The 22,597-nt window shown below is 70.5% G+C and carries 23 protein-coding genes; 11 read left to right on the forward strand and 12 right to left on the reverse strand.

What is annotated here, in order from left to right; genetic code table 11:
• Nucleotides 1-58: 58 nt before the first annotated feature.
• The 8 genes from pstA to EDF50_RS07865 form a co-directional block, all read right to left on the reverse strand.
• A complete protein-coding gene (gene pstA / locus EDF50_RS07830) occupies nt 59-1,153 on the reverse strand; it encodes a phosphate ABC transporter permease PstA (protein ID WP_123519026.1) in 1,095 nt (364 codons plus the stop codon).
• Entirely contained in the window at nt 1,153-2,115 is a 963-nt protein-coding gene (gene pstC / locus EDF50_RS07835) for a phosphate ABC transporter permease subunit PstC (protein ID WP_123519027.1), read from the reverse strand. Before pstC ends, pstA begins: the two co-directional genes overlap by 1 nt.
• A gap of 121 nt (nt 2,116-2,236) precedes the next feature.
• A complete protein-coding gene (locus tag EDF50_RS07840) occupies nt 2,237-3,337 on the reverse strand; it encodes a phosphate ABC transporter substrate-binding protein PstS (RefSeq protein WP_370453982.1) in 1,101 nt (366 codons plus the stop codon).
• A gap of 227 nt (nt 3,338-3,564) precedes the next feature.
• Nucleotides 3,565-4,506, reverse strand: coding sequence for an NUDIX hydrolase (locus EDF50_RS07845; protein ID WP_123519028.1), 942 nt, complete (start codon nt 4,504-4,506; stop codon nt 3,565-3,567).
• The gene (locus EDF50_RS07850; protein ID WP_123519029.1) at nt 4,503-6,674 is read right to left on the reverse strand and encodes an RNA degradosome polyphosphate kinase; all 2,172 of its coding nucleotides are present in this window, start codon (nt 6,672-6,674) and stop codon (nt 4,503-4,505) included. Before EDF50_RS07850 ends, EDF50_RS07845 begins: the two co-directional genes overlap by 4 nt.
• Before the next feature lie 155 nt (nt 6,675-6,829).
• On the reverse strand, nt 6,830-7,048 hold the full coding sequence (locus EDF50_RS07855; protein WP_054146872.1) for a hypothetical protein: 219 nt from the start codon (nt 7,046-7,048) through the stop codon (nt 6,830-6,832).
• Nucleotides 7,049-7,190: 142 nt separating this feature from the next.
• A complete protein-coding gene (gene mshD, locus EDF50_RS07860; protein ID WP_123519030.1) occupies nt 7,191-8,012 on the reverse strand; it encodes a mycothiol synthase in 822 nt (273 codons plus the stop codon).
• A gap of 13 nt (nt 8,013-8,025) precedes the next feature.
• Nucleotides 8,026-8,706: a winged helix-turn-helix domain-containing protein gene (locus tag EDF50_RS07865; protein ID WP_043597237.1), complete on the reverse strand. Its 681-nt coding sequence runs from the start codon at nt 8,704-8,706 to the stop codon at nt 8,026-8,028.
• A 113-nt stretch (nt 8,707-8,819) separates the two neighbouring features.
• Here EDF50_RS07865 and EDF50_RS07870 point away from each other — a divergent pair, with 113 nt between their 5' ends.
• The 4 genes from EDF50_RS07870 to EDF50_RS07885 all read left to right on the forward strand — a co-directional run bounded on the left by EDF50_RS07870 (nt 8,820) and on the right by EDF50_RS07885 (nt 12,301).
• Nucleotides 8,820-9,110 carry a hypothetical protein gene (locus tag EDF50_RS07870; protein WP_123519031.1) on the forward strand — a complete coding sequence of 97 codons (291 nt, stop codon included), beginning with the start codon at nt 8,820-8,822 and terminating at the stop codon, nt 9,108-9,110.
• A 178-nt stretch (nt 9,111-9,288) separates the two neighbouring features.
• Nucleotides 9,289-9,912: an FABP family protein gene (locus tag EDF50_RS07875; protein ID WP_123519032.1), complete on the forward strand. Its 624-nt coding sequence runs from the start codon at nt 9,289-9,291 to the stop codon at nt 9,910-9,912.
• Nucleotides 9,905-11,152: a folate-binding protein YgfZ gene (locus EDF50_RS07880; RefSeq protein WP_123519033.1), complete on the forward strand. Its 1,248-nt coding sequence runs from the start codon at nt 9,905-9,907 to the stop codon at nt 11,150-11,152. Before EDF50_RS07875 ends, EDF50_RS07880 begins: the two co-directional genes overlap by 8 nt.
• 33 nt (nt 11,153-11,185) lie before the next feature.
• Nucleotides 11,186-12,301 carry an aromatic acid exporter family protein gene (locus EDF50_RS07885; protein ID WP_123519034.1) on the forward strand — a complete coding sequence of 372 codons (1,116 nt, stop codon included), beginning with the start codon at nt 11,186-11,188 and terminating at the stop codon, nt 12,299-12,301.
• Between the two features lie 41 nt (nt 12,302-12,342).
• On the opposite strand, the gene EDF50_RS07890 is transcribed toward EDF50_RS07885, so the two are convergent.
• On the reverse strand, nt 12,343-13,119 hold the full coding sequence (locus EDF50_RS07890; protein ID WP_123519035.1) for a class I SAM-dependent methyltransferase: 777 nt from the start codon (nt 13,117-13,119) through the stop codon (nt 12,343-12,345).
• Nucleotides 13,120-13,160: 41 nt separating this feature from the next.
• Between EDF50_RS07890 and EDF50_RS07895 the strand changes: the two genes are divergently transcribed.
• Nucleotides 13,161-13,904 (forward strand): phosphoglyceromutase, encoded by a 744-nt coding sequence (locus EDF50_RS07895; protein WP_123519036.1) that lies wholly within the window; start codon nt 13,161-13,163, stop codon nt 13,902-13,904.
• Between the two features lie 36 nt (nt 13,905-13,940).
• Here the strand turns inward: EDF50_RS07895 and EDF50_RS07900 are convergent, their stop codons facing one another.
• On the reverse strand, nt 13,941-14,474 hold the full coding sequence (locus EDF50_RS07900) for an AAA family ATPase (protein WP_123519037.1): 534 nt from the start codon (nt 14,472-14,474) through the stop codon (nt 13,941-13,943).
• A gap of 95 nt (nt 14,475-14,569) precedes the next feature.
• Nucleotides 14,570-15,223 carry a phosphate signaling complex protein PhoU gene (gene phoU / locus EDF50_RS07905; protein WP_123519038.1) on the reverse strand — a complete coding sequence of 218 codons (654 nt, stop codon included), beginning with the start codon at nt 15,221-15,223 and terminating at the stop codon, nt 14,570-14,572.
• Nucleotides 15,224-15,462: 239 nt separating this feature from the next.
• Here phoU and EDF50_RS07910 point away from each other — a divergent pair, with 239 nt between their 5' ends.
• Nucleotides 15,463-16,656: a cell wall metabolism sensor histidine kinase WalK gene (locus EDF50_RS07910; RefSeq protein WP_123519039.1), complete on the forward strand. Its 1,194-nt coding sequence runs from the start codon at nt 15,463-15,465 to the stop codon at nt 16,654-16,656.
• A 30-nt stretch (nt 16,657-16,686) separates the two neighbouring features.
• Nucleotides 16,687-17,367: a response regulator transcription factor gene (locus EDF50_RS07915; RefSeq protein WP_123519040.1), complete on the forward strand. Its 681-nt coding sequence runs from the start codon at nt 16,687-16,689 to the stop codon at nt 17,365-17,367.
• A 123-nt stretch (nt 17,368-17,490) separates the two neighbouring features.
• On the opposite strand, the gene EDF50_RS07920 is transcribed toward EDF50_RS07915, so the two are convergent.
• Nucleotides 17,491-18,087, reverse strand: coding sequence for a DNA modification methylase (locus tag EDF50_RS07920; protein WP_158612664.1), 597 nt, complete (start codon nt 18,085-18,087; stop codon nt 17,491-17,493).
• A 136-nt stretch (nt 18,088-18,223) separates the two neighbouring features.
• Here EDF50_RS07920 and EDF50_RS07925 point away from each other — a divergent pair, with 136 nt between their 5' ends.
• The 4 genes from EDF50_RS07925 to rlmB are packed head-to-tail and all read left to right on the forward strand — an operon-like array spanning nt 18,224 to nt 22,464.
• Nucleotides 18,224-18,706 (forward strand): CarD family transcriptional regulator, encoded by a 483-nt coding sequence (locus EDF50_RS07925; protein WP_043597211.1) that lies wholly within the window; start codon nt 18,224-18,226, stop codon nt 18,704-18,706.
• Nucleotides 18,696-20,006, forward strand: coding sequence for a 2-C-methyl-D-erythritol 4-phosphate cytidylyltransferase (gene ispD / locus EDF50_RS07930; RefSeq protein ID WP_123519042.1), 1,311 nt, complete (start codon nt 18,696-18,698; stop codon nt 20,004-20,006). The genes EDF50_RS07925 and ispD overlap by 11 nt, the downstream gene beginning before the upstream one ends.
• Entirely contained in the window at nt 20,003-21,421 is a 1,419-nt protein-coding gene (gene cysS / locus EDF50_RS07935) for a cysteine--tRNA ligase (RefSeq protein ID WP_123519043.1), read from the forward strand. The genes ispD and cysS overlap by 4 nt, the downstream gene beginning before the upstream one ends.
• Nucleotides 21,418-22,464, forward strand: a complete 1,047-nt coding sequence (rlmB, locus tag EDF50_RS07940; protein WP_123519044.1) for a 23S rRNA (guanosine(2251)-2'-O)-methyltransferase RlmB — start codon at nt 21,418-21,420, stop codon at nt 22,462-22,464. Before cysS ends, rlmB begins: the two co-directional genes overlap by 4 nt.
• Nucleotides 22,465-22,597 lie beyond the last annotated feature (133 nt).

Genomic DNA, 22,597 nt, shown 5'->3' on the forward strand with positions numbered 1-22,597 from the left:
TCCTTCGGGGTGGGAGCCGGGCGGGAGCCGGGACGGGGTGTGGGTCGGGGCGGCCGGGTCAGCGGCCGAGCTTGGGGGCGAACAGCCGGGCGATCAGACGGGCGAGCAGGTTGAGTGCCATCACCATGAGGATCAGGGTGAGCGCCGAGGTCCAGGCCCGGTCGATGAAGGCCGCTGCGTCGGTGCCCTGGCTGACGTACGAGCTGTAGGCGAAGACCGGGAGCGACTGCATGGCGCCGCCGAAGAGGTTGTAGTTCATGTTCGCCGTGAATCCGGCGGTGATCAGGAGCGGTGCCGTCTCGCCGATGACGCGGGCGATCGCGAGCATCACGCCGGTCGTGATCCCGGCCACCGACGTCGGGATGACCACCTTGAGGATCGTCAGCCACTTGGGCACACCGAGGGCGTAGGACGCCTCTCGCAGCTCGTTGGGCACCAGCTTGAGCATCTCCTCGGTGCTGCGTACGACGACCGGGATCATCAGCACGGCCAACGCCACCGAGCCCGCGGCGCCCATGCGGACGCCGGCTCCGAAGAAGATCACGAAGAGGGCGTAGGCGAAGAGGCCGGCGACGATCGACGGGATGCCCGTCATGACGTCGACGAAGAACGTGATGGCTCGGGCGAGGCGGCCCTGGCCGTACTCGACGAGGTAGATCGCCGTGAGCAGGCCGATCGGCACCGAGATGAGGGCGGCGAGGGCGGTGATCAGCAGGGTGCCCGTCATGGCGTGCAGCCCGCCACCGCCGGCGCCGACGATGTTGCGCATCGACATCGAGAAGAAGTCGCCGTCGAACCGGTTCGCCCCCGAGGTGACGACCGTGAAGAGCAGCGACACCAGCGGGAGGAGCGCGATGATGAACGCGGCGCTCACGAGGGTGGTGACGACGCGGTCCTTCGCGCGGCGGATGCCTTCGACCTGCATCGCGACGACGAAGACGAGCACGGCGTAGAGCACCGTGCCGAGGACGATCGCCCCGACCCAGTTGAACGACTCGGTGACGCCGGCCGCGTTCAGCAGGGCGAAGACGACGCCCATGACGATCCAGCTGCCGAGCAGGATCACCAGCGGCGCGGCCTTGGGCAGGCGGCCCGTCGTGAGGGCGTTGACCGAACGGCTGGGCCGGCGCACGCCGGCGGTGGTGGTGGCCATCAGTTCGCTCCCGAGAAGGCCTTGCGGCGGTTGATGACGTAGCGGGCGATCGAGTTGACGATCAGCGTGATCACGAACAGCACGAGGCCGGTCGCGATCAGGGTGTTGATCCCGATGTCGTGTGCTTCGGGGAACCTCAGGGCGATGTTCGCCGCGATGGTGGACGAGTTCGTCGAGGTCAGGATCGCCGGGTTGATGACGAGGGCCGGCGAGAGCACCAGGGCCACGGCCATCGTCTCGCCGAGCGCGCGACCGAGGCCGAGCATCGCGGCCGAGATGACGCCGGGGCGGCCGAACGGCAGCACGGCGATCTGGATCATCTCCCACCGGGTGGCGCCGAGGGCCAGCGCGGCCTCTTCGTGCAGCACGGGAGTCTGCAGGAAGACCTCGCGGCTCAGGGCCGTGATGATCGGCAGGATCATCACCGCGAGCACGATCGACGCGGTGAGCAGCGTGCGCCCGGTGCCCGAGACGGGCCCGGCGAAGAGCGGGAACCAGCCGAAGGTGCTCACGAGCCAGTCGTAGAAGGGCTGGATGGCCGGGGCGAGCACGATGCTGCCCCACAGGCCGAAGACGACCGACGGCACCGCGGCGAGCAGGTCGATGACGTACCCCAGGCCCTGCGCGAGCTTGCGGGGCGCGTAGTGCGAGATGAAGAGCGCGATGCCGATGGCGACGGGCAGGGCCATCAACAGGGCGAGGGCGGCCGCGTAGACCGTGCCGAAGGCCAGCGGGCCGACGTACTGCACGAAGGTCCCGGGGTAGCCCGAGAGCGAGACCTCGCCCGGGCCCGCGGTGAGGGCCGGGATGCTCTGCACGATGAGGAAGAGCGCGACGGCGGCCAGGATCGCGAGGATGAGACCACCTGCGACGACCGTGCTGCCCGAGAAGATGCGGTCGGCGGGGCGTCGCGTGGGCTTCGGGACGACGGCGGGGGCCGAGGTCGTGGCGGGGGCGGTCATCGGACGGGGTCCTCCGGAGGCTCGGGTGGGGTTCGGGGTGGAGCGGCGGTGCGTGGTGCCTGTCAGGCCGATGGCCCGGGAACGCACGCGGTGCGTTCCCGGGCCCCGGGGTGGTGCCGTGTTACTTGATCAGCGCGATGGCGTCGGCGACCTGACCCGAGAGGGTGCTCGAGATCGGGGCCGAGCCGGCGGCGTCGGCCGCGACCTTCTGGCCGTCTTCGCTGGTGACGTACGAGAGGTACGCCTTCACGAGCTCGCCCTTGGCGGCGTCCTCGTAGGACTCGCACGCGATCAGGTAGCTGACCAGGACGATCGGGTAGACGCCCGAGGCGGTCGAGGTGCGGTCGAGCGCGATGGCGATGTCGCCGTCGGTACGACCCTCTTCTTCGGGCGACTCGTCGACGATGGCCGCGGCGGCCTCGGCCGAGTAGCCGACGAAGTCGTCGCCGACCTTGACCTTGACGGTGCCGAGCTCGCCGGCGCGCGAGGCGTCGGCGTAGCCGATGGTGCCGGTGCCGTTGGTGACGGCGTCGATGACGCCCGTGGTGCCCGAGGCTCCTTCGCCGCCGAACGCGGTGGGCCAGGTGCCGTCGGCCTCTTCCGTCCAGGTGTCGCCGGCGGTGGCGTGGAGGTAGTCGGTGAAGTTCTCGGTGGTGCCCGAGTCGTCCGAACGGTGGACGGCGGTGATGCCCGTGCTGGGCAGCTTCGCGTCGGGGTTGTCCGCCTTGATCTCCGAGGCGTCCCAGGTCGTGATCTTGCCGCTGAAGATGCCGGCGAGGGTGGCGGGCGTGAGGTTCAGTTCTTTCACGCCGTCGAGGTTGAAGACGACCGCGATGGGCGAGACGTAGGCGGGCAGCTCGACGAGGCCGGTGTCGGGCGTGCAGCCGGCGAAGGTGCTCGACGAGATCTCGTCGGTCTTGAACGCGCGGTCGGAACCGGCGAAGTCCGCCGCACCCGAGATGAAGCTCTCACGGCCGCTGCCGGAGCCCGAGGGCTCGTAGCCGATGTTCGCGTCGGGGTTGGCGGTCTGGAAGGCCGCGACCCATGCCTCTTGGGCGGCCTGCTGCGACGAGGCGCCGACGCCCTTGATGGTGCCCGAGATGTCGCTGGCCGAGGCGCCGCCCGAAGGCGTGGCGCCGCCTTCGTTGCTGGCGCAGGACGCGAGGAGCATGGTTCCGACCGCGGCGATCGCGACGATGCTGCCGGTGCGCTTGAAGTTCACAGGGGGGTCCTTTTCGGGATGTGTTGGCTGGGTGCTGTGGGCCAGGTGCCGACCCGTGCGAGACGCTATGGCGATCGGTTAACCACGGTCGCCTGCCCCGGTGAACGGAAGGTGAACGAGGGGGGAACATCGGCCGGGACAAGCGCGTCCCGACAGCGGTCGACCCGCCGCCGGTCGCGGGCGGCGGGTCGAGGATCGCGCGGCCGGGGGAGCCGAGGAGGCGCGGGTCAGGCGGCCGGGCCGTGCGTCTCGATCGCGACGAGCGCCGTGTCGTCGACCGAGACGTGCAGCACCGTGAACTCGGCCGTACCGAGCGACGAGGCACGGCGCAGGTCGATGCGGTCGCCGCCCTTGGTGCCCAGCGAGACCTGTCGGATGACCTCGGGCAGCACGGGACCGTGACTGCAGATGACGGCGGCGACCTTCTTCTTGAGTCGCTTCTTGACGATTCCGGCGACGTCGTCCGTGCCCTGCTCGAAGGCGTCCTGGCTGATCGCGTCGGTCTGCCGGACGCCCACCCTGGTCAGCTCGGACAGGGGCTCGAGCGTCGCCAGGCAGCGGGCCGCCGTGCTGCTGACGATGCGGGCCGGTGCCCAGGCCGCGATGACGGGAGCGATCGACTTGGCCTGTCGACGCCCTTGGGGGAGCAGGGGGCGCGTGGCGTCCGAACCGTGCCAGTCGGACGGCGAGGTCGTCTTGGCGTGACGGAGCGCGACGATCGGGAAGGTGCGTGCCCGGCCCGTCGTGACGCGGTCGGCGAAGCGCTGCAGCACGTCGGCGTCGCGGGCGTAGGTCAACATCGCCTTCGCCTTCTCGATGCCGACCCACTCGATGGCGGCCACCTCGTGGTTGGGCGCGAACGTGCCCGCCTCGGCGTAGGACTCGTCGGTCACCTCGGCGGACCAGTAGTGCACGACCTTGTCGCGGCCGCCGGGCAGCAGGTAGTCGGCCGTGCCGAGGGGGGCGCCGAGCGTGACGCGGTACCCGGTCTCTTCGTGGATCTCGCGCACGGCCGTCTGCGGCGTCGCCTCGCCCGGGTCGACCTTGCCCTTGGGCAACGAGACGTCCCCGTGGTGGTCACGATGGATCAGCAGCACCCGCACCTTGCCGTCGACCATGCGCCAGAGGACGGCACCCGCGGCGACGACGGTCGTCGAGGTGATCGTCATCGCTTGGATCGCTTCCGCTGGGTGATGGCCTTCATCTGGGAGTTCTGCAGGTCGGTCAGTGATCGGCCGTCGGCGTCGCGGGCGTGACGGGTCCAGGTGCCGTCGGCCTCGAGCCACCACGAGGCGGTGTCGTCGGACATCGCCTGCTCGAACAGGTCGGCGACCTCGGCGAGGTGGTCGGCCTGCGTCAGTCGCACGAGGGCCTCGACGCGGCGATCGAGGTTGCGGTGCATCATGTCGGCGCTGCCGATGAACAGCTGCGGATCGCCGTCGTTGGCGAACCAGAACAGACGGCTGTGCTCGAGGTAGCGCCCGAGGATCGACCGCACGCGGATGTTGTCGCTCAGGCCCGGCTCACCCGGCTTGATCGTGCAGATGCCCCGCACCCAGACGTCGACGGGGACCCCGGCCTGGCTCGCCTTGTAGAGGGCGTCGATGATCTGCTCGTCGACGATCGAGTTGATCTTGATGCGGATGCCGGCGGGCCTGCCTGCCTGGGCGTTCTCGATCTCGTTCTGGATCTGTTTGAGCAGGCCGCGGCGAAGGTAGCGAGGGGCGACGAGCAGACGCTTGAACTTCTTCTCGATGGCGTAGCCCGAGAGCTCGTTGAACAGCCGCGTCAGGTCTTTGCCGACCTGGTCGTCGGCCGTGAACAGCCCCATGTCTTCGTAGATGCGGCTCGTCTTCGGGTTGTAGTTGCCCGTGCCGATGTGCGTGTAGTGCTTGAGCGTGCCCTTCTCCTGACGGATGACCAGGGCGAGCTTGCAGTGGGTCTTGAGCCCGACGAGGCCGTAGACGACGTGCACGCCGGCCTTCTCGAGCTTGCGGGCCCAGGTGATGTTGTTCTGCTCGTCGAACCGTGCCTTGACCTCGACGAGTGCGAGCACCTGCTTGCCCGCCTCGGCGGCGTCGATGAGCGCCTCGATGATGGGGCTGTCGCCGCTCGTGCGGTAGAGGGTCTGTTTGATGGCCAGGACGTTGGGGTCGGCCGCGGCCTGTTCGAGGAACGCCTGCACGCTGGTCGCGAAGGACTCGTACGGGTGGTGCACGAGGATGTCCTGCCGGGCGATGCTGGCGAACATGTCGGGCTTCATGTTGGGCTCGGTCGGCTGCAGCTGCACGGCCGTGGTGGGCAGGTGCTTGGGGTACTTGAGGTCGGCCCGCGGCATCTTGGTGATCTCGAAGAGGCCGGCGAGGTCGAGCGGGGCCGGCAGCTTGTAGACCTCTTGATCGGTCACGTCGAGTTCGCGCACGAGCAGCTCGAGGGTGACCGGGTCCATGTCGTCGGTGATCTCGAGGCGGATCGGCGGTCCGAAGCGTCGACGCAGCAGTTCGCGTTCGAGGGCCTGGATGAGGTTCTCGCTCTCGTCCTCGTCGACCTCGACGTCTTCGTTCCGGGTGACGCGGAACACGTGGTGCTCGACGACCTCCATGCCGGGGAAGAGGTCTTGCAGGTGGTTGGCGATGAGGTCCTCGAGGGGGATGAACCGCACGCGGCCGCTGTCGTTGTCGGGCAGCTGCACGAAGCGCGGCAGCATCTGCGGCACCTTGAGGCGCGCGAACTCCTGCCGCATCGTCTTGGGGTTGCGCACGCGGATGGACAGGTTCAGCGACAGCCCCGAGATGTAGGGGAAGGGGTGGGCCGGGTCGACCGCCAGCGGCATGAGGACCGGGAAGATCTGCTCGGTGAAGATCTCGCGCATGCGGACCCGGTCGGCTTCTTCGAGGTCGGACCAGTTCTCGATGTGGATGCCCGCGTCGTCGAGGTCGGGCTTGACCAGATCGAGGAACGCCCGCGCGTGTCGCTCTTGCAGCTCGTGGGCCTTCTTGCTGATGTCGGCCAGCACCTCGTTCGGCCCGCGCCCCACGTTGGTCGGGACGGCGAGACCGGTCGCGATCCGGCGCTTGAGACCCGCGACGCGCACCATGAAGAACTCGTCGAGGTTGCTGGCGAAGATCGCCAGGAAGTTCGCGCGTTCGAGCAGCGGGGTGGTGGGGTCCTCGGCGAGCTCGAGCACGCGCTGGTTGAAGGCGAGCCAGCTCAGCTCTCGGTCGAGGTAGCGCTCGGCCGGCAGGGTGCCGTCTTCGAAGCTGACGATCTCGTCGAAGTCGTCGAGGAAGTCGGGGGTGACGCCGGCACCGTCGACGCGGGGTTCGCTGCTGTCCATCGCACCATCGTGCCACCCCCGACGACCTCGCAGCGTCGTCCCGGGTAAACGCGAGATGACGTGTGGATCCGCCCGGGGCGGGGGAGGAGGGCCCTTGCGTGCGACGACGCCCCCGCCTGGTCGGCGGGGGCGTCGTCGCACGATGCGGGTCGTGCCTACTTCTCTTCGTTCTTCAGGGCGAGACCGAGGGCGAAGAACGTCGGGGCCCAGTGGCCGATGAAGATGCCCCAGCGGTCGGACTGGGCCTTGTCGGACGAGTCCTTGCCCTGTGAGGCGATCCAGGCCACGAGGGCGATGACGATCGAGGCGAAACCGCCCCAGTAGGCGTGCTTGCTCTGGAGGCCGAGATCGGAAAGGAACTTGACGGGGTTCATGGTGTTCTCCTGACGATGGGGTGCGTGCCGTACGCGGTGCCTCAATCCACTCCCCGGCGCTGTGAGCGCGATGGCAAGTCGGCAGGGACCCCAGGAGTAGGCCCCGACGAGCCGATTCTGTACCCCGGTTGTACCCCTCGGCTCAGCGCGTGAGGGTGTACTGCACGTCGATCGCGTGGTCCGTGAAACCGCGGGCGGCGTAGAGCCTCAGGGCGGCCGTGTTGTCGCCTTCGACGTAGAGGGCGGCGGTGCCGGCCCCGCGCTCGGCGAGGCGTGCGAACCCGGCGTCGACCACCGCGCCTCCGAGGCCTTCGCCCTGGTGGTCGGGCGAGACGCCGACCGCGTAGAACTCGCCGGGCTGGCCCTCGTCGAGCTTCAACCAGCAGAACGCGAGCAGCTCGTCGCCTCGCCAGAGCAGGACGAAGTCGTCGGCGTCGAACCACGGCTCGGCTCGTCGGGCGTCGAGATCGGCCTGGACGAGGGAGCCCTGCTCGGGGTGGTCGGCGAACGCCGACGAGTTGAGGTCGAGCCAGGCCCGGTCGTCGACGCCCGGTCGGAACGAGGCGACCCGGTCGCCGTCACGGAGACGGGGCTCACGGGGCTCGGCGGCGACGGGGGCGCGCTGTTGCAGGAGACGGCGCGTCTCGGCCAGGCCGAAGCGCGCGGCGAGCACCCGCGAGCCGGGGTGGTCGCCGTGGGCCCAGAGCAGCAGCGGCCCCAGGGTCTCGTCGACGAGGCGCTGCAGCAGTTCGGCGCCGCGACCCTGGCGGCGGTCGTCGGGGTGCACGACCAGCTCGGCCTCGCCGTCGCGCAGCACCGCCGCGGCGTGCGGGTCGCCGACGACGGTCGCGACGCCCGACCGGACGTCGACCAGGGACTGGTCGGAGAAGGGCGGGCTGCCGTCGGCCTCCGTCGCCGCGCGGGCGAGTGCCGGCACGAAGGAGGCGCGGGTCGAGTCGGTCACCGCGAGACCGTGCTCACGAGACCACGGCCTGGGCGTCGTCGTCGTACACGTTGAACCGGTAACCGACGTTGCGCACCGTTCCGATCAACGACTCGAGGTCGCCGAGCTTGGCCCGGAGGCGGCGGACGTGCACGTCGACCGTGCGCGTCCCGCCGAAGTAGTCGTAGCCCCAGACCTCGCTGAGCAGTTGCTCGCGCGTGAAGACCCGGGACGGGTGCGTGGCGAAGAAGCGCAGCAACTCGAATTCTTTGAAGGTGAGGTCGAGGGGGCGGCCGTGCACCTTGGCCGAGTAGCTGGCCTCGTCGATGACGACACCGGACGCGTGGATCTTCGAGCCGTTCTGCGACTGGGCGAGACGCCCGGTCACCAGTCGGATGCGAGCGTCGATCTCGGCGGGACCGGCCGTCTCGAGGATGACGTCGTCGACGCCCCACTCGCTGTTGACGGCCGTCAGCCCGCCCTCGGTGAGGACCAGGACGAGGGGCACCGTGACGCCGGTGGTGCGCAAGATCTTGCAGAGCGACTTGGCGCTGGCGAGGTCGGCGCGGGCGTCGACGAAGATCAGGTCGCTCGAGGGAGCGTTCACCAGCTGCGCGGGTTCGGCCGGGATCTGCCGGGTACGGTGGCTGAGCAGGGCGAGCGACGGCAGGACGTCGGGGCCACCCGCGGAGGTCAGTACCAAGAGCTGCGCCACACGACCTCCAGTGAATGTACTGTCGAGCAGTCTAAAACATGAGACCCCGCCACTCCGACCATCCGATGCTAGGGCAGGTCGGTAGAACGGCGGACACGAACGAGGGACGAACGGTGCAGACAGGCGAACGAGACGTCGACGCGACGACGGCACGACTCAAGCCGATCACGGTCGTCCCGGTCTGGGTGGCCACGCTGGTCGTCGCCGTGCTGATCGGCCTGCGCTCGCCCGCCTCCGAGTACTGGGACCACGTCGTCCTCGCGCTCGGCGGTGCGATCGTCCTGACCTTCGTGTTGCAGCTGGCGACCAGCCAGAAGGACGGCCTCGTCTCGCGCACCATGCTCAGCACGTGCGGAAGCCTGGTCATCCTCGCCGTCGTGACCGGCGTCCTCGCGCTCGTCTGAACGGACGCCCAGAGGTGCTGGGCACGTCGGTGGTCGCCGGGTAGGCTCGACGTCATGGATTCCCTGCTCGCACTCGAGGTGTTCTACATCGGGCTCCTCGGCCTCGCCACCCTCGCCATCGGCTTCGTCTCGGTCGTCGTCCTGCTCAAGTTGTTCAAGGGTCAGCGCTGACCGCTCCATGATCGACATCCCCACCGACCTGCCGTCCGAGCTCGTCCCCCTCTCGTGGCTGATCGGCGTCTGGCAGGGCACCGGCGTCGTCGACTACAAGATCGGCGAGGGCGATCCCGACCTCGAGCCCGGCGTCGAACGGCGCACCCACGAGTTCGGGCAGCGCATCAGCTTCAGCCACGACGGTCTGCCCTTCTTGAACTACAGCTCGTTCACCTGGCTGCTCGACGACGAGCACACGCCGCTGACGAGCGAGACCGGCTATTGGCGACTCGAGCGACCGGCCGAGCCGGGCGACCGTGGCCCGGGCATGCTGCCGGGCGTCGGCGTCCAGCCCTTCACCTCGGCCCGTGCGGTCGAGATCCTTCGCACACCCGACGACGGCTTCGGCCTCGAGGTGCAGATCGCCCACCCGACCGGTGTGAACGAGCTCTACCTCGGTCGGGTCAAGGGGCCGCGCATCGACCTCGCCACCGATGCCGTCGTCCGGTCGAGCAACGCCAAAGAATATTCGGCGGCCACCCGCATGTACGGCCTCGTCGAGGGCAAGCTGTTCTGGGCGTGGGACATCGCCGCGCTCGGCCAAGAGCTGCGTTCGCACGCGTCGGGGCAGCTGGCGCGCGTTGACTGACGGCGACGGGCCCACTTCCGAGGCCGTCGGGGTCTCGCCCTTCTCGTCGCGTGACGGCTTCGTCGACGACGGCTCGGGCGTGGCGGCGCACTACGGCAACCCGCTCGGCGAGCAGCGCCTCCTCGCCCGCGGCGGGGCGATCGTCGACCTCTCCGACCGCGGGGTGCTGACCGTCACGGGACCGGACCGGCTCAGCTGGCTGAACTCCCTGACGAGCCAGGCGCTCGTCGGGCTCGCGCCGGGTGTCTCGACCGAGACCTTGCTGCTCGACGCCAACGGCCGACTCGAGCACGCCGCCCGCGTCCTCGACGACGGCGAGACCGCCTGGTTGCTCGTCGACCGCCACGAGGTCGGCCCGCTCGGCACCTGGCTCGACCGGATGCGCTTCATGCTGCGCGTCGAGGTCGCCGATCGCACGGGCGACGTCGCGACGATCGGCTCGATGCACGACCTGCTCGGCGGGGGCGACGGCACCGAACCGCTCGTCCCGGTCATGACGTCGAACGACACCGTGCTGGTCTGGGTCGACCCCTGGCACGAGGTGACCGCCGGCGGCCACAGCTACGCCGACTCCGATCGTCACCCGGGCCACGACTGGACCTACCGCGAGAGCCTCGTCCGGCGCTCCGACCTCGACGCGCTCGCGTCCTTCCCGGCCGACCGGCTCGCCGTGGCGGGCACCCTCGCCCTCGAGGCCCTGCGCATCGAGGCCTGGCGCCCTCGCCTCTCGACCGAGGTCGACGAACGGACGATCCCGCACGAGCTCGACTGGATGCGCAGCGCGGTGCACCTCACCAAGGGCTGCTATCGCGGGCAAGAGACGGTCGCCAAGGTCCACAACATCGGTCACCCCCCTCGCCGGCTGGTCATGCTGCACCTCGACGGCAGCGACGGCGTGCTGCCCGAGCGTGGTGCCGAGGTCGTGCTGGCCCCGGTCACGGGCAGCCCCGCCGCCGAGACCGACACCGAGACCGACACCGACCCCGCAGGAGGCGCGGCGCCCGTCCCCGGGGCCGCCTCGCCCAAGTCCGTCGGTCACGTCACGAGCGTCGCCCTGCACCACGAGCTCGGTCCGGTCGCCCTCGCGGTGGTCAAGCGGGGCACCGACGAGGCCGCCCCGCTCGCGGTCCTCGTCGGCGACCTGACGATCGCCGCCGCCCAAGAGATCGTCGTGCCCGCCTCGGCCGGTGCGGCCGCGGGCGTTCCCCGGCTGCCGCGCCTCGGCGCCGTCCGCCGCTGACGGCCCGGTGAGGCAGAGCACCCGGGCCCGGTCGTGACCGGGCCGACGCGCGGCGGCGGTCTGCGGCGGGGCTGGCGCCGCGCCTCCTCGTCGTTCGACCTGCGGGGCGCGACGGCGCGCACGATCGCGTCCGGCCCGGCCGTCGTGCAGATCGTGCTGGCCGTGGCGGGGGCGTACGCGATCACGCACTACGGCCTCGGCCACGCGATCCCTCTGTTGGCCGTGACCATCACGATCTCGTCGCTGGGCCTGGCGCGCGACGCCCGCCCGCGACGCGTGCTCGAGAACGCGGTCGGCGTGTTGATCGGCATCGCGCTCAGCGAGGTGTTGTTGATGGTGGTCGGCAAGGGGCTGTGGCAGATCGCCCTCGTGCTCTTCGTCACGCTGCTGGTCGCCCGGTTCTTCTCGCCGAGCAGCGCGTTCGCCGCCGCGGCCGCGACCCAGTCGATGCTCGTCATGCTGCTGCCGGACCCGGACGGTGGGGCGTTCGTCCGCAGCATCGACGGCGCCGTCGGGGGAGCCGTGGCGTTGCTCGTCACCGCGGTCGTCCCCCGAGACCCGGTCGGGTTGGCCCGGTACGACGCCCGGCGCCTGTTCGACGAGGTCGACCGGGCCTTCGGGGCGCTCGTCGGCGCCCTCAGAACCGACGACGCTCCGCGGGCCGACGACGCGCTTGAGCGACTGCGGTCGACCCAACCGGTGCTCGACGACTGGTCGTCCACCCTCGAGTCGGCCCAGTCGATCGCGCGACTCTCGCCGTTCCTGCGGTCGCGCCTGCCCGATCTGGTGCAGCAGGCGACGGTGCGGCGGTACGTCGACCTCGCCGTGCGCAACCTGCGGGTCGTCGCGAGGCGGCTCGACACGCAGCTCGGGGACGGTGTCGACCGGTCGGCGCTCGCCGACCTGCTCGACTCGACCGCGCGGGCCGTCGCCGTGCTCGGCCGATCGGTGCACGACGTCGAGCAGAGGCCGGTCGCCCGCGAGGCGCTGTCGGCCGTCGCACGCCGGCTCGACCCGACGGTCGTGCTACCCGGTGCGCCCGTGACCGAGGCGATGGTCGTGCTGATGATGCGCCCGATGCTGGTCGACCTGCTGATGGCCACCGGCCTGGACCACGACGACGCCCGCGCCCGTCTCGCCCGCGTCTGAGGCGCTCCGCTCCCGCCCGGCCGGCTCCCGCCCGGCCCGGGTCAGTCGCGCGGGGCGACGGCGGCCCAGGGCAGCGAGAGCTCGCCGAGCCGCCAGCGTGACCGCCCGCCCCGCACCGGCCATCCCGCGTCGCGCAGCCCCTGTACCGTCGCGAGCCATCGCTGGACCGGGCCGTAGACCGAGAGCGGTGCCGCCACCGCCCACTGCCGGTCGAGGTCGACGAGCAGGTCGTGCACGAGCTCGCCGGGAACGTTGCGGTGGATGAGGGCCTTGGGCAACCGTTCGGCCACGATCGAGGGCAGCTCGAGCGCGGCGAGCCGGAGCGAGATCGTGAACGTCTCGGGCCCCGCGGGCGTCACGTCGACCCAGCTCGCGACGCGTCCCACCTCGTTGCAGGTGCCCTCGACGAGCACGCCACCGGGCTGCAGACGTGCCGTCATGAGCGCCCAGGCGCCGGCGACCTGCGACTCGTCGTACTGTCGCAGCACGTTGAACGCCCGGATCACCGCCGGTCGGCGGTCGCCGTCGAGCGGCACCTCGAAACCGCCCCGCCGGAAGCTCACGCCGGGACGCGCCGACAGGCTCGCCAGCCGGACGCGCTCGGGCTCGATCTCGATGCCCACGACCTCGACGTCGTCGCGCACCTTCAGGAGGCGCTGGTGCAGTTCGAGGGGAGTCGTCGCGCTCGCTCCGTACCCCAGGTCGACGACGAGCGGGTCGTCGGCCCGTCGGAACGACGGGTGCGCGGCGATCCAGCGGTCGACGCGGCGCAGACGGTTGGTGCCGGTCGTGCCGCGCGTGACGGAACCGATGGGCATGCGCCAAGTCTGCCATCGGGCCGTCGCGATACGCTGGCCGCATGACTTCGACCCTCATCCTCCTGCGTCACGGCAACAGCGAATGGAACGCGAAGAACCTCTTCACCGGATGGGTCGACGTGCGGCTCACCGAGCAGGGGCGCCGAGAGGCCAAGCGTGCCGGCGAGCTGCTGCGCGAGGCCGACCTGCTGCCCGACATCCTCTACACGTCGCGCCTGACCCGGGCGATCCAGACCGCCGACATCGCCCTCGAAGAAGCCGACCGCCTCTGGATCGACGTCAAGCGCTCGTGGCGCCTCAACGAACGTCACTACGGCGCCCTGCAGGGCAAAGACAAGGCGCAGACGCTCGAGCAGTACGGCCCCGAGCAGTTCCAGACCTGGCGTCGCTCGTTCGACGTGCCGCCGCCCCCGCTCGACGACGACAGCGAGTTCTCGCAGGCGCACGACAAGCGGTACGCCGAGCTCGGCATCGACGCCCCGCGCACCGAGTCGCTCGCCCTGGTCATCGACCGCATGCTGCCGTACTGGCACAGCGACATCACCGAGAGCCTGGCAGCCGGTGACGTCACCCTCGTCGTCGCGCACGGCAACTCTCTGCGCGCCCTGGTCAAGCACCTCGACGGCATCAGCGACGACGAGATCGCCGAGCTGAACATCCCGACGGGCATCCCGCTCGTCTACGAGCTCGACGACGACTTCGTGCCGACCGGCCCCGCGCGTTACCTCGACCCCGAGGCCGCCGCCGCCGGTGCCGCGGCCGTCGCCAACCAGGGCAAGAAGTAGCGCCTCCTTCGGTGCGACACGGTTCGAGGGCTGCGGTCAGACGAACTGCGCGCTGATCTGCATCACCAGGTCGTCCATGTCGACGGGCGCGCTCGTGTCGACGCGGATGACGGGCCACGGCCCCAGAGGTTCGGCACCGGCGACCCAGGTCGGCCACGCGGCCCGGGCCGTCTCGACGGTGCCGTGCGCCGGGTGGCGGCCGCCGGCCGCGAGCCGGTCGACCACGCGCTGCAGGGCGACCTCGGGGTCGACGTCGCACCACACCTCGACGGTGCGAGGCGATCCGGCACGCTCGACACCGGCCCGCGCCGACTCGAGGTCGCGCCCGTGGTGCCAGGACGCGTCGACGACCACGCCGGCCTCGACCTCGCCCGCCATCGCCCAGACGGTGTCCATCGCGATGTCGCCGAGGGCCTCGGGGGCGATCATCGGCCCGGCCAGGTCGACCAGCGCCTCCGTGATCGGGTCCTTCGCGAGCAGCGGGCACCCGAGCACGCCCGCGAGCGTGGCCGAGAGGGTGGTCTTGCCCGATCCGGGCAGACCGTTGACGAGGATCGCGACTGAAGCCATGCCCCCATCATCTCGGACGGCGACGGTCCTGACCGAACGCAGGAGGCGCGGTGCCCGTCGAACGGACACCGCGCCTCCTCGAGGTCGTCGGGCGATCAGACCTCGGGTGCGACCCAGTCGCCGGTGGCGAGGTACTGGACCTTCTTCGCGATCGAGACCGCGTGGTCGGCGAAGCGTTCGTGGTATCGCGACGCGAGGGTCGAGTCGACCGTGTCGACGGCCGCGCCCTTCCAGGTCTCGCCGAGCACCTTGTCGAAGACGCTGAGGTGCAGCTCGTCGATGCGGTCGTCGTCGTTGCGGATCTCTTCGGCGAGGCGGACGTCCTCGGTGGTCAGCAGCTCGGTCAGCTTCTTGGCGATGGCGACGTCGAGTTCGCCGAGCTCTTTGAAGGTGGGGCGCAGCGACTTCGGCACGACCTTCTCGGGGAACCGGTAGCGGGCGAGCTGGGCGATGTGCTCAGCCATGTCGCCCATGCGCTCGAGCGACGCGCTGATGCGCAGCGCGCTGACCACGATGCGCAGGTCGCGGGCGACCGGGTTCTGGCGGGCCAGGATGTCGATGGCCAGCTCGTCGAGGGCGATGGCGCGCTCGTCGATCTTGTCGTCGTCGGCGATGACCTGTTCGGCCAACGAGACGTTCGACTCGTTGAAGGCCGTGGTCGCGTTCGCGATCGAGACGGCGACGAGGCCGGCGATCTCGACGAGACGCTCCTGCACCTCCAGGAGTTCCTGCTGGAATACCTCGCGCATGTCGTGTTCGACCCTCTCGTCGTGGGGGCTCGGTGGCCCTGGGAGCACGGTGGCTGTGAGCGACGTGCGGGGCGCACGTTCGGCTCGTGACGTGGGGGCAGAGTCGCCCGCACAGTCCTGACGATGCTCTCCGGTGAAGGTTAACGACCGGTGATCGCCGCCTGAACTCTGACCAAAGTACAGCGGATGCGACGGCCTCCCGTTCATCGACCTGCTGGGGTGTCACTACTCTGAACAGCATGGAATCCGCCTGGCTGGTGCCGTTGTCGCTGGCCTTCGGGGTCGTCGTCGGCGCCGCGATCGTGGTGGTCGTCGTCTCGGCCCACCGACGAGCCGTGCGTGCAGCGGCGCTCGTCGACATCGCCCTGCCCGACGGCATCGACGCCGTGCTCGACGCGCTCGAGTCCGCCGGCCTCGTGGTCGACCCGTCGGGCAACGTGCTGAAGGCCTCGGCCGCCGCCCGCCAGCTCGGCCTGGTCTCGGCCCAGCAGCACCTCGTGCACCCCGAGCTCGAGGCGATCGTCGGCGACGTGCGCCGGCACGGCGACCCCGTCGTCGAGGAGCTCACGTTGCCGCGACTGCCCGGTAGCGAGGCCACCATCGCGGTGCACGTCCGGGCCGCGGCGCTCGGCGGACGATTCGTGCTGCTGCTGGCCGAGGACCGCACCGAGGGGCGCCGGCTCGACGACATGCGTCGTGACTTCGTCGCCAACATCAGCCACGAGCTCAAGACGCCGATCGGTGCCGTCGGCCTGCTCGCCGAGGCGATCGAGTCCGCGTCGGACGATCCCGAGCAGGTGCGGCACTTCGCCGCCCGCCTGACCCGCGAGGCCGGCCGGCTCGGTCGCCTCACCCAGGACATCATCGAGCTGTCGCGTCTGCAGGCGACCGACGCGCTCGAGACCAGCGACTCGGTCGACGTCCGCGACGTGGTCGACACGGCCGTCGACCGCAACCGCGTGGGAGCCGAGGCGAGGGGCATCGACCTCGTCGTCCGGGGTGGTAAGCACGCGCACGTGATCGGCGACCAGACCATGCTGGTCACGGCCGTCGACAACCTCGTCGCGAACGCGATCAACTACTCGCCCGACGGGTCGCGCGTGGGCATCGGCGCCACGGTCGACCAGGCCGGCATCGTCGAGATCGCCGTGACCGACCAGGGCTACGGCATCCCCGACGACGAGCTCGACCGCGTCTTCGAGCGGTTCTACCGCGTCGACCCCGCGCGGTCGCGTCGCACCGGGGGCACCGGCCTCGGGCTCGCGATCGTCAAGCACGTGGTGCAGAACCACGGTGGCGACGTGCGTGTCTGGTCCCAGGTCGGCAAGGGCTCGACCTTCACCCTGCGTCTGCCGGCGGCGGACGTCGAACCCGTCACCCGATCCATCCCGACCACGGCCGCCTCGGCGCCGGAGCACCAGGAGACACGATGACCAAAGAGACACGATGACCAAGGAGACCCGATGACCCACATCTTGATCGTCGAGGACGAAGAGTCCCTCAGTGAACCGCTCGCCTTCATCCTGCAGCGCGAGGGCTACCAGGTGACGGTGGCCGAGGACGGCCCCGGCGCCGTCGCCGCCTTCGACAAGACCGGCGCCGACCTCGTGCTGCTCGACCTCATGCTGCCGGGCATCCCGGGCACCGAGGTCTGCCGGGTGATCCGGACCAGGTCTCAGGTGCCCATCGTCATGCTCACCGCGAAGGACAGCGAGGTCGACATCGTGGTCGGTCTCGAGCTGGGTGCCGACGACTACGTCACCAAGCCCTACTCGACCCGCGAGCTGCTCGCCCGCATCCGTGCCGTGCTGCGCCGCCGGGTCGACCCCGACGACCTGTCCGACTCGATGCTCGAGGCCGGCGACATCCGCATGGACGTCGAGCGTCACGTCGTCTCGGTCCGCGGCGCCGACATCGCCATGCCCCTGAAAGAGTTCGAGCTGCTCGAGCTGCTGATGCGCAACGCCGGCCGGGTGCTCACGCGAGGCCAGCTGATCGACCGGGTCTGGGGCTCGGACTACTTCGGCGACACCAAGACCCTCGACGTCCACATCAAGCGCATCCGCTCGAAGATCGAGGCCGTCCCGTCCGAGCCGAAGGCGCTCGTCACGGTGCGTGGCCTGGGCTACCGCATCGAGGCCTGACCGCGGGCGGGCCCGGCCCTGCCCGACCGTGTCGAGAGCCGAGGAGGCGCGGCGCGCGTCACACGCGAGAGGCCCGGCACCGCACACGGCGGGCCGGGCCTCTCGGCTGACGGAGGAGGCGCGCTACGGCGTCGGCGACGAGGACGGCGCCTGCTGGGTCGCCTCGGGCAGCGGCGTCGACGAGGGCGTGGCCTCGGACGGCGCGGTGGGGGAGGGCAGCAGGGTGGCGTACTCGGCCAGAGCGCCGGTGAGCACGGGGACGACGAAGGACTTGCCGGTCTCGGTGCCGTACTGGACGAAGATCGTCACGAGGGAGCCCGGGTCGGAGTCGAGCGACTCCATGATGAACTGGTCCTGCCCGGGCTCGGTGCCCAGCGAGATCTGCGACGAGCCGTCGACCTCGACGGTCTGGGTCTTCTTGCCCGAGGTGGTGGGGTACTCGAACGAGACCTCGGCGGCCTCGTCGCTCGTGTTGAGCACGACCATGCTGAGGCTGGCGGTGCCGCCGTCGCCCTCGGTGGCGGTCAGGGCGATGGCGTTGCGGACCTGGATGTCGCCCACGTTCACGCTCGTGCCGTCGCTCGCGTCGTACTGCTTGGTCGTGGCCTGGGGGCTGATGAAGTTGCACCCGGCGGCGGTCAGGACGACCGCGGCACCGACGGCTGCGGCCGAGACGAGTCGCGTCGTCAGTCCACGCGACTTCAAGGTTGGGGCTCGCACAGGTGTCCTCCAGGATCAGCGTCACGACAAACGTACGTCGGCCAGCTTATCCGCGCCCGCAGGGGTCGGTTCCTTAGGGCAGCCTTACCAACGTCGGCTTATGGTATCCTGGGTGTCGCAGAATGGAGCCTGATTCATGCAGTTCGAGGTCGGCGAGACCGTTGTATACCCGCATCACGGGGCAGCGACAATCTCAGAAGTCAAGAAGCGGATCATCAAGGGCGAAGAGAAGCTGTACCTCAAGCTTCGCGTCACCCAGGGTGATCTGACCATCGAAGTACCCGCAGACAACGTCGACCTGGTCGGCGTGCGAGACGTCATCGGCAAAGAGGGGCTGGACCGCGTCTTCGACGTGCTCCGCGCTCCCTTCACCGAAGAGCCGACCAACTGGTCGCGCCGCTACAAGGCGAACCTCGAGAAGCTCGCCAGCGGTGACGTCATCAAGGTGTCCGAGGTCGTCCGCGACCTCTGGCGTCGCGACCAGGACCGCGGCCTCTCGGCCGGTGAGAAGCGAATGCTCGCCAAGGCTCGTCAGATCCTGATCAGCGAGCTCGCGCTCGCCGAGAAGACCGACGAAGAGAAGGCGTCGAGCGTCCTCGACGAGGTCCTTGCGTCCTAGCACTCCCGACGACCGCTCGGTCGACGACGGTGGGGTCCACACCCCGTCCGGCGCCGGTCGGGCGGTCGTCGTCGTTGCGGCCGGCAGCGGCACGCGCCTCGCGCTCGGCCGGCCCAAGGCGTTCGTCGAGGTCGCGGGGCGCAGCATCCTCGAGCGGTCGCTCGACGCCGTCTTCGCCTCGGCCGTGCCGACGCAGGTCGTCGTCGTCGTGCCCGGGCCCCTCGTCGACGAGTCCCGCTCCCTCGTCGCCGCAATCGCCGGACCGGCCCGGGGCTACGCGTCCGTCGTCGCGGGCGGCGCCACGCGTCAACAGTCCGTCGCGGTCGGTCTGACGGCCCTCGGCCCGGACGTCGAGACCGTGCTCGTCCATGACTGCGCCCGGCCGTTCACCCCCACCGCCCAGTTCGACCTGGTCGCCGGTCAGGTCGAGGCGACCGGCGACGGCGTCGTGCCCGGGCTGCCGGTGACCGACACGATCAAGCGCGTCGACGCCGACGCCGTCTTCGTCGTCGACACTGTCGACCGCAGCGAGCTCGTCGCCATGCAGACGCCCCAGGGCTTCCCCCGCGCGGCCCTCGACCTCGCCTACGCCGAGGCCTCCGTCGAGCACACCGACGACGCCGCGCTGTTCGCCGCCGCCGGCCACCGCGTCCGCGTCGTGGCAGGTGACCCCGTGGCCTTCAAGATCACCACCCCGTGGGACTTGCGTCGAGCCGAGACGATCGTCGCCGAGAGCGAGGCGACCGGGCCGGGGCGCGACCGCGCCGGTCGACCGGGCCCGCGCCTCCTGACCGGGGTCGGCACCGACGTCCACGCGGTGGACGCGACCCAGCCGATGCACCTCGGGCTGCTGCACTTCCCCGGCGAGGCGGGCCTCGCGGGCCACAGCGACGGCGACGCGGTCGCGCACGCGATCGTCGACGCGTTGCTCTCGGCGGCGGGCCTCGGCGACATCGGGTCGAGCTTCGGCACCGACGACCCCCGCTTCGCCGGGGCGTCCGGCGACGTCTTCCTCACCGCGACCCTCGAGTTGCTCGCGGCGGCGGGGGCCGCGCCCGCCAACGTCGCCGTCCAGGTGATCGGCAACCGTCCCCGGTTGTCGTCCCGCCGCGTCGAGATGCAGGACGGGTTGACCCGCGTGGTCGGCGCTCCGGTCAGCGTCTCGGCCACGACGACCGACGGGCTGGGGTTCACCGGCCGGGGCGAGGGCGTCGCCGTGATCGCGACGGCACTCGTCACGCGCGACGAGTCCTCCGCGGGCCACGCCGCGGAAGCTGCGTCAAATAGGCTGATCACGTGACCATCAGGCTCTACGACTCCCGTCAGCAGGCGCTCGTCGACTTCGTCCCGCTCGTTCCCGGCCAGGTCGGGCTCTACCTCTGCGGGCCCACCGTGCAGTCGTCGCCCCACATCGGGCACCTGCGCTCGGCCCTGGTCTACGACCTCTGGCGCCGGTGGTTCACCTATCGCGGACTCGACGTCACGCTCGTGCGCAACGTCACCGACATCGACGACAAGATCCTCGCGCTGGCGGCCGACACGACCGAAGAATGGTGGGCGCGCGCCTATCGCTACGAGCTCGAGTTCACCGCCGGCTACCAGGCCCTGGGCATCCTGCCGCCGACCTACGAACCCCGGGCGACCGCCAGTGTCAGCGAGATGCAACAGATCATCACGACGCTGATCGAGAAGGGGCACGCCTACGCCGCCCCCGACGGATCGGGCGACGTCTACTTCGACACCGCGAGCTGGTCGACCTACGGTGCCCTGACCAACCAGTCGACCGACGACATGGCACCCGCCACCGACGCCGACCCACGGGGCAAACGCGACCCCCGCGACTTCGCCCTGTGGAAGGGTCACAAGGCCGACGAGCCCGAGTCCGCCTCGTGGGCCTCGCCCTGGGGCGAGGGTCGGCCCGGCTGGCACATCGAGTGCTCGGCGATGTCGGCGCGGTACCTCGGCGAGGCGTTCGACATCCACGGCGGCGGGCTCGACCTGCGGTTCCCCCACCACGAGAACGAGTTGGCCCAGTCGACCGCGGCCGGCATGGGGTTCGCCTCGTACTGGATGCACAACGGCCTCGTCGCCGTCGAGGGCCAGAAGATGTCGAAGTCCCTCGGCAACTCGATCTTCGCCGCCGACTTCCTGGCTCAGGCCCGCCCCGTCGTCGTGCGGTACTTCTTCAGCGCCGCCCACTACCGCTCGACCATCGATTACCACGAGGGCGCGTTGCTCGAGGCCGAAGCCGCCCTCGACCGCATCGAGACGTTCCTCGGGCGGGCGCAGCGACGCCTCGCCGACACCCGCTTCGCCGCGGTGGGTGCGCGGGTCGTGCCCGACGAGTTCGCCGAGGCGATGGACGACGACCTCAACGTCCCCCAGGCGATGGCCGTGCTGCACGACACCGTGCGAGCCGGCAACGTCGCCCTCGACGACGGCGACCTCGACACCGCCGCGCACGCCTGGCAGCACGTGGCCGCCATGGTGGCCGTCCTCGGCATCGACCCGTCGGCGCCCGAGTGGCGGGCCGGCGACGAAGGTGACGCGCACCGCGCGCTCGGCACGGTGGTCGACGTACTCTTGGCCGAACGCCAGCAAGCCCGGGCCGATCGCGACTTCTCGCGGGCCGACGAGATCAGAGGCGTCCTGACGGGCGCCGGCATCACCATCGAAGACACCCCCAGCGGGTCGCATTGGAGCCTCGAACAGTGAAGAACACCAGCGGAGCACGCAAGGGCCGTCCCGGCAGCAGTGCCGTGCGTCAGGGCAGCAAGGGCAAGCAGGTCGGCAGCGGCGGGCAGGGGCGCCAGGCGCTCGAGGGCAAGAAGCCCACTCCCGCGGCCGAGGACCGCCCTTACCACCCCGCGGGCAAGGCCAAGGCGGCACGCGAGCGGCTCGAGGCCGCGCGTGGTCGTGGCGGGGCCGGCCCTCGAGCCGGGTCACCGATCGCCGGCCGCGGTGGGCCGGACGCACCCCGACGCCGCCCGAAGTCGGCCGACGACCACGAGATGGTCACCGGTCGCAACTCGGTCGTCGAGGCCCTCCGGACGCGCATCCCCGCGACGACCCTCTACATCGCCGCACGCATCGAGATGGACGAGCGCACCAAAGAGATCCTGCAGCTCGCCACCCGTCGGGGCCTGCCGATCCTCGAGGTCATGCGTCCCGAGCTCGATCGCATCACCGGCCACGACTCCGTGCACCAGGGCGTCGCCCTCAAGGTGCCGCCGTACGAGTACGCGCACCCCGTCGACATGCTCGAGGCCGCGGTCAAGCGTCAGCAGAAGCCGCTCTTCGTCGCGCTCGACGGCATCACCGACCCGCGCAACCTCGGCGCGATCATCCGGTCGGTCGCCGCGTTCGGCGGACAGGGCGTCATCGTCCCGCAGCGTCGATCGGTCGGCCTGACGGCATCGGCCTGGAAGACCTCGGCCGGGGCCGCGGCGCGCATCCCGGTCGCCATGGCCTCGAACCTGACGCAGACCCTCAAGTCGTTCAAAGAGCAGGGCGTGTTCGTCGTGGGCCTCGACGGTGACGGCGACGTCATGCTGCCCGGTCTCGAGCTCGCCGACCGCCCGATCGTGGTCGTCGTCGGCAGCGAGGGCAAGGGGCTCTCGCGCATCGTCGCCGAGACCTGCGACGCCATCGTGTCGGTGCCGATCACCGGTGCCGTCGAATCGCTCAACGCCGGGATCGCCGCGTCGGTCACGCTCTACGAGATCTCGAAGCTGCGAGCCGAGCGCAAGAAGAGGTAGGTCACGGCCCCTCGCGAGGGGCGGGCGTCGAGGAGGCGCGGGTCGGCTGGTTGCCGACCCGCGCCTCCTGTGCGTCGTGCGTCGTGCGCGGTTCGCGGCGCGCGAGGCAGGGCGGTCTCGCCAAGGGATTGAT

It is taken from the genome of Frigoribacterium sp. PhB24, from assembly GCF_003755185.1.
In the GTDB taxonomy this organism is placed as follows: Bacteria; Actinomycetota; Actinomycetes; order Actinomycetales; family Microbacteriaceae; genus Frigoribacterium.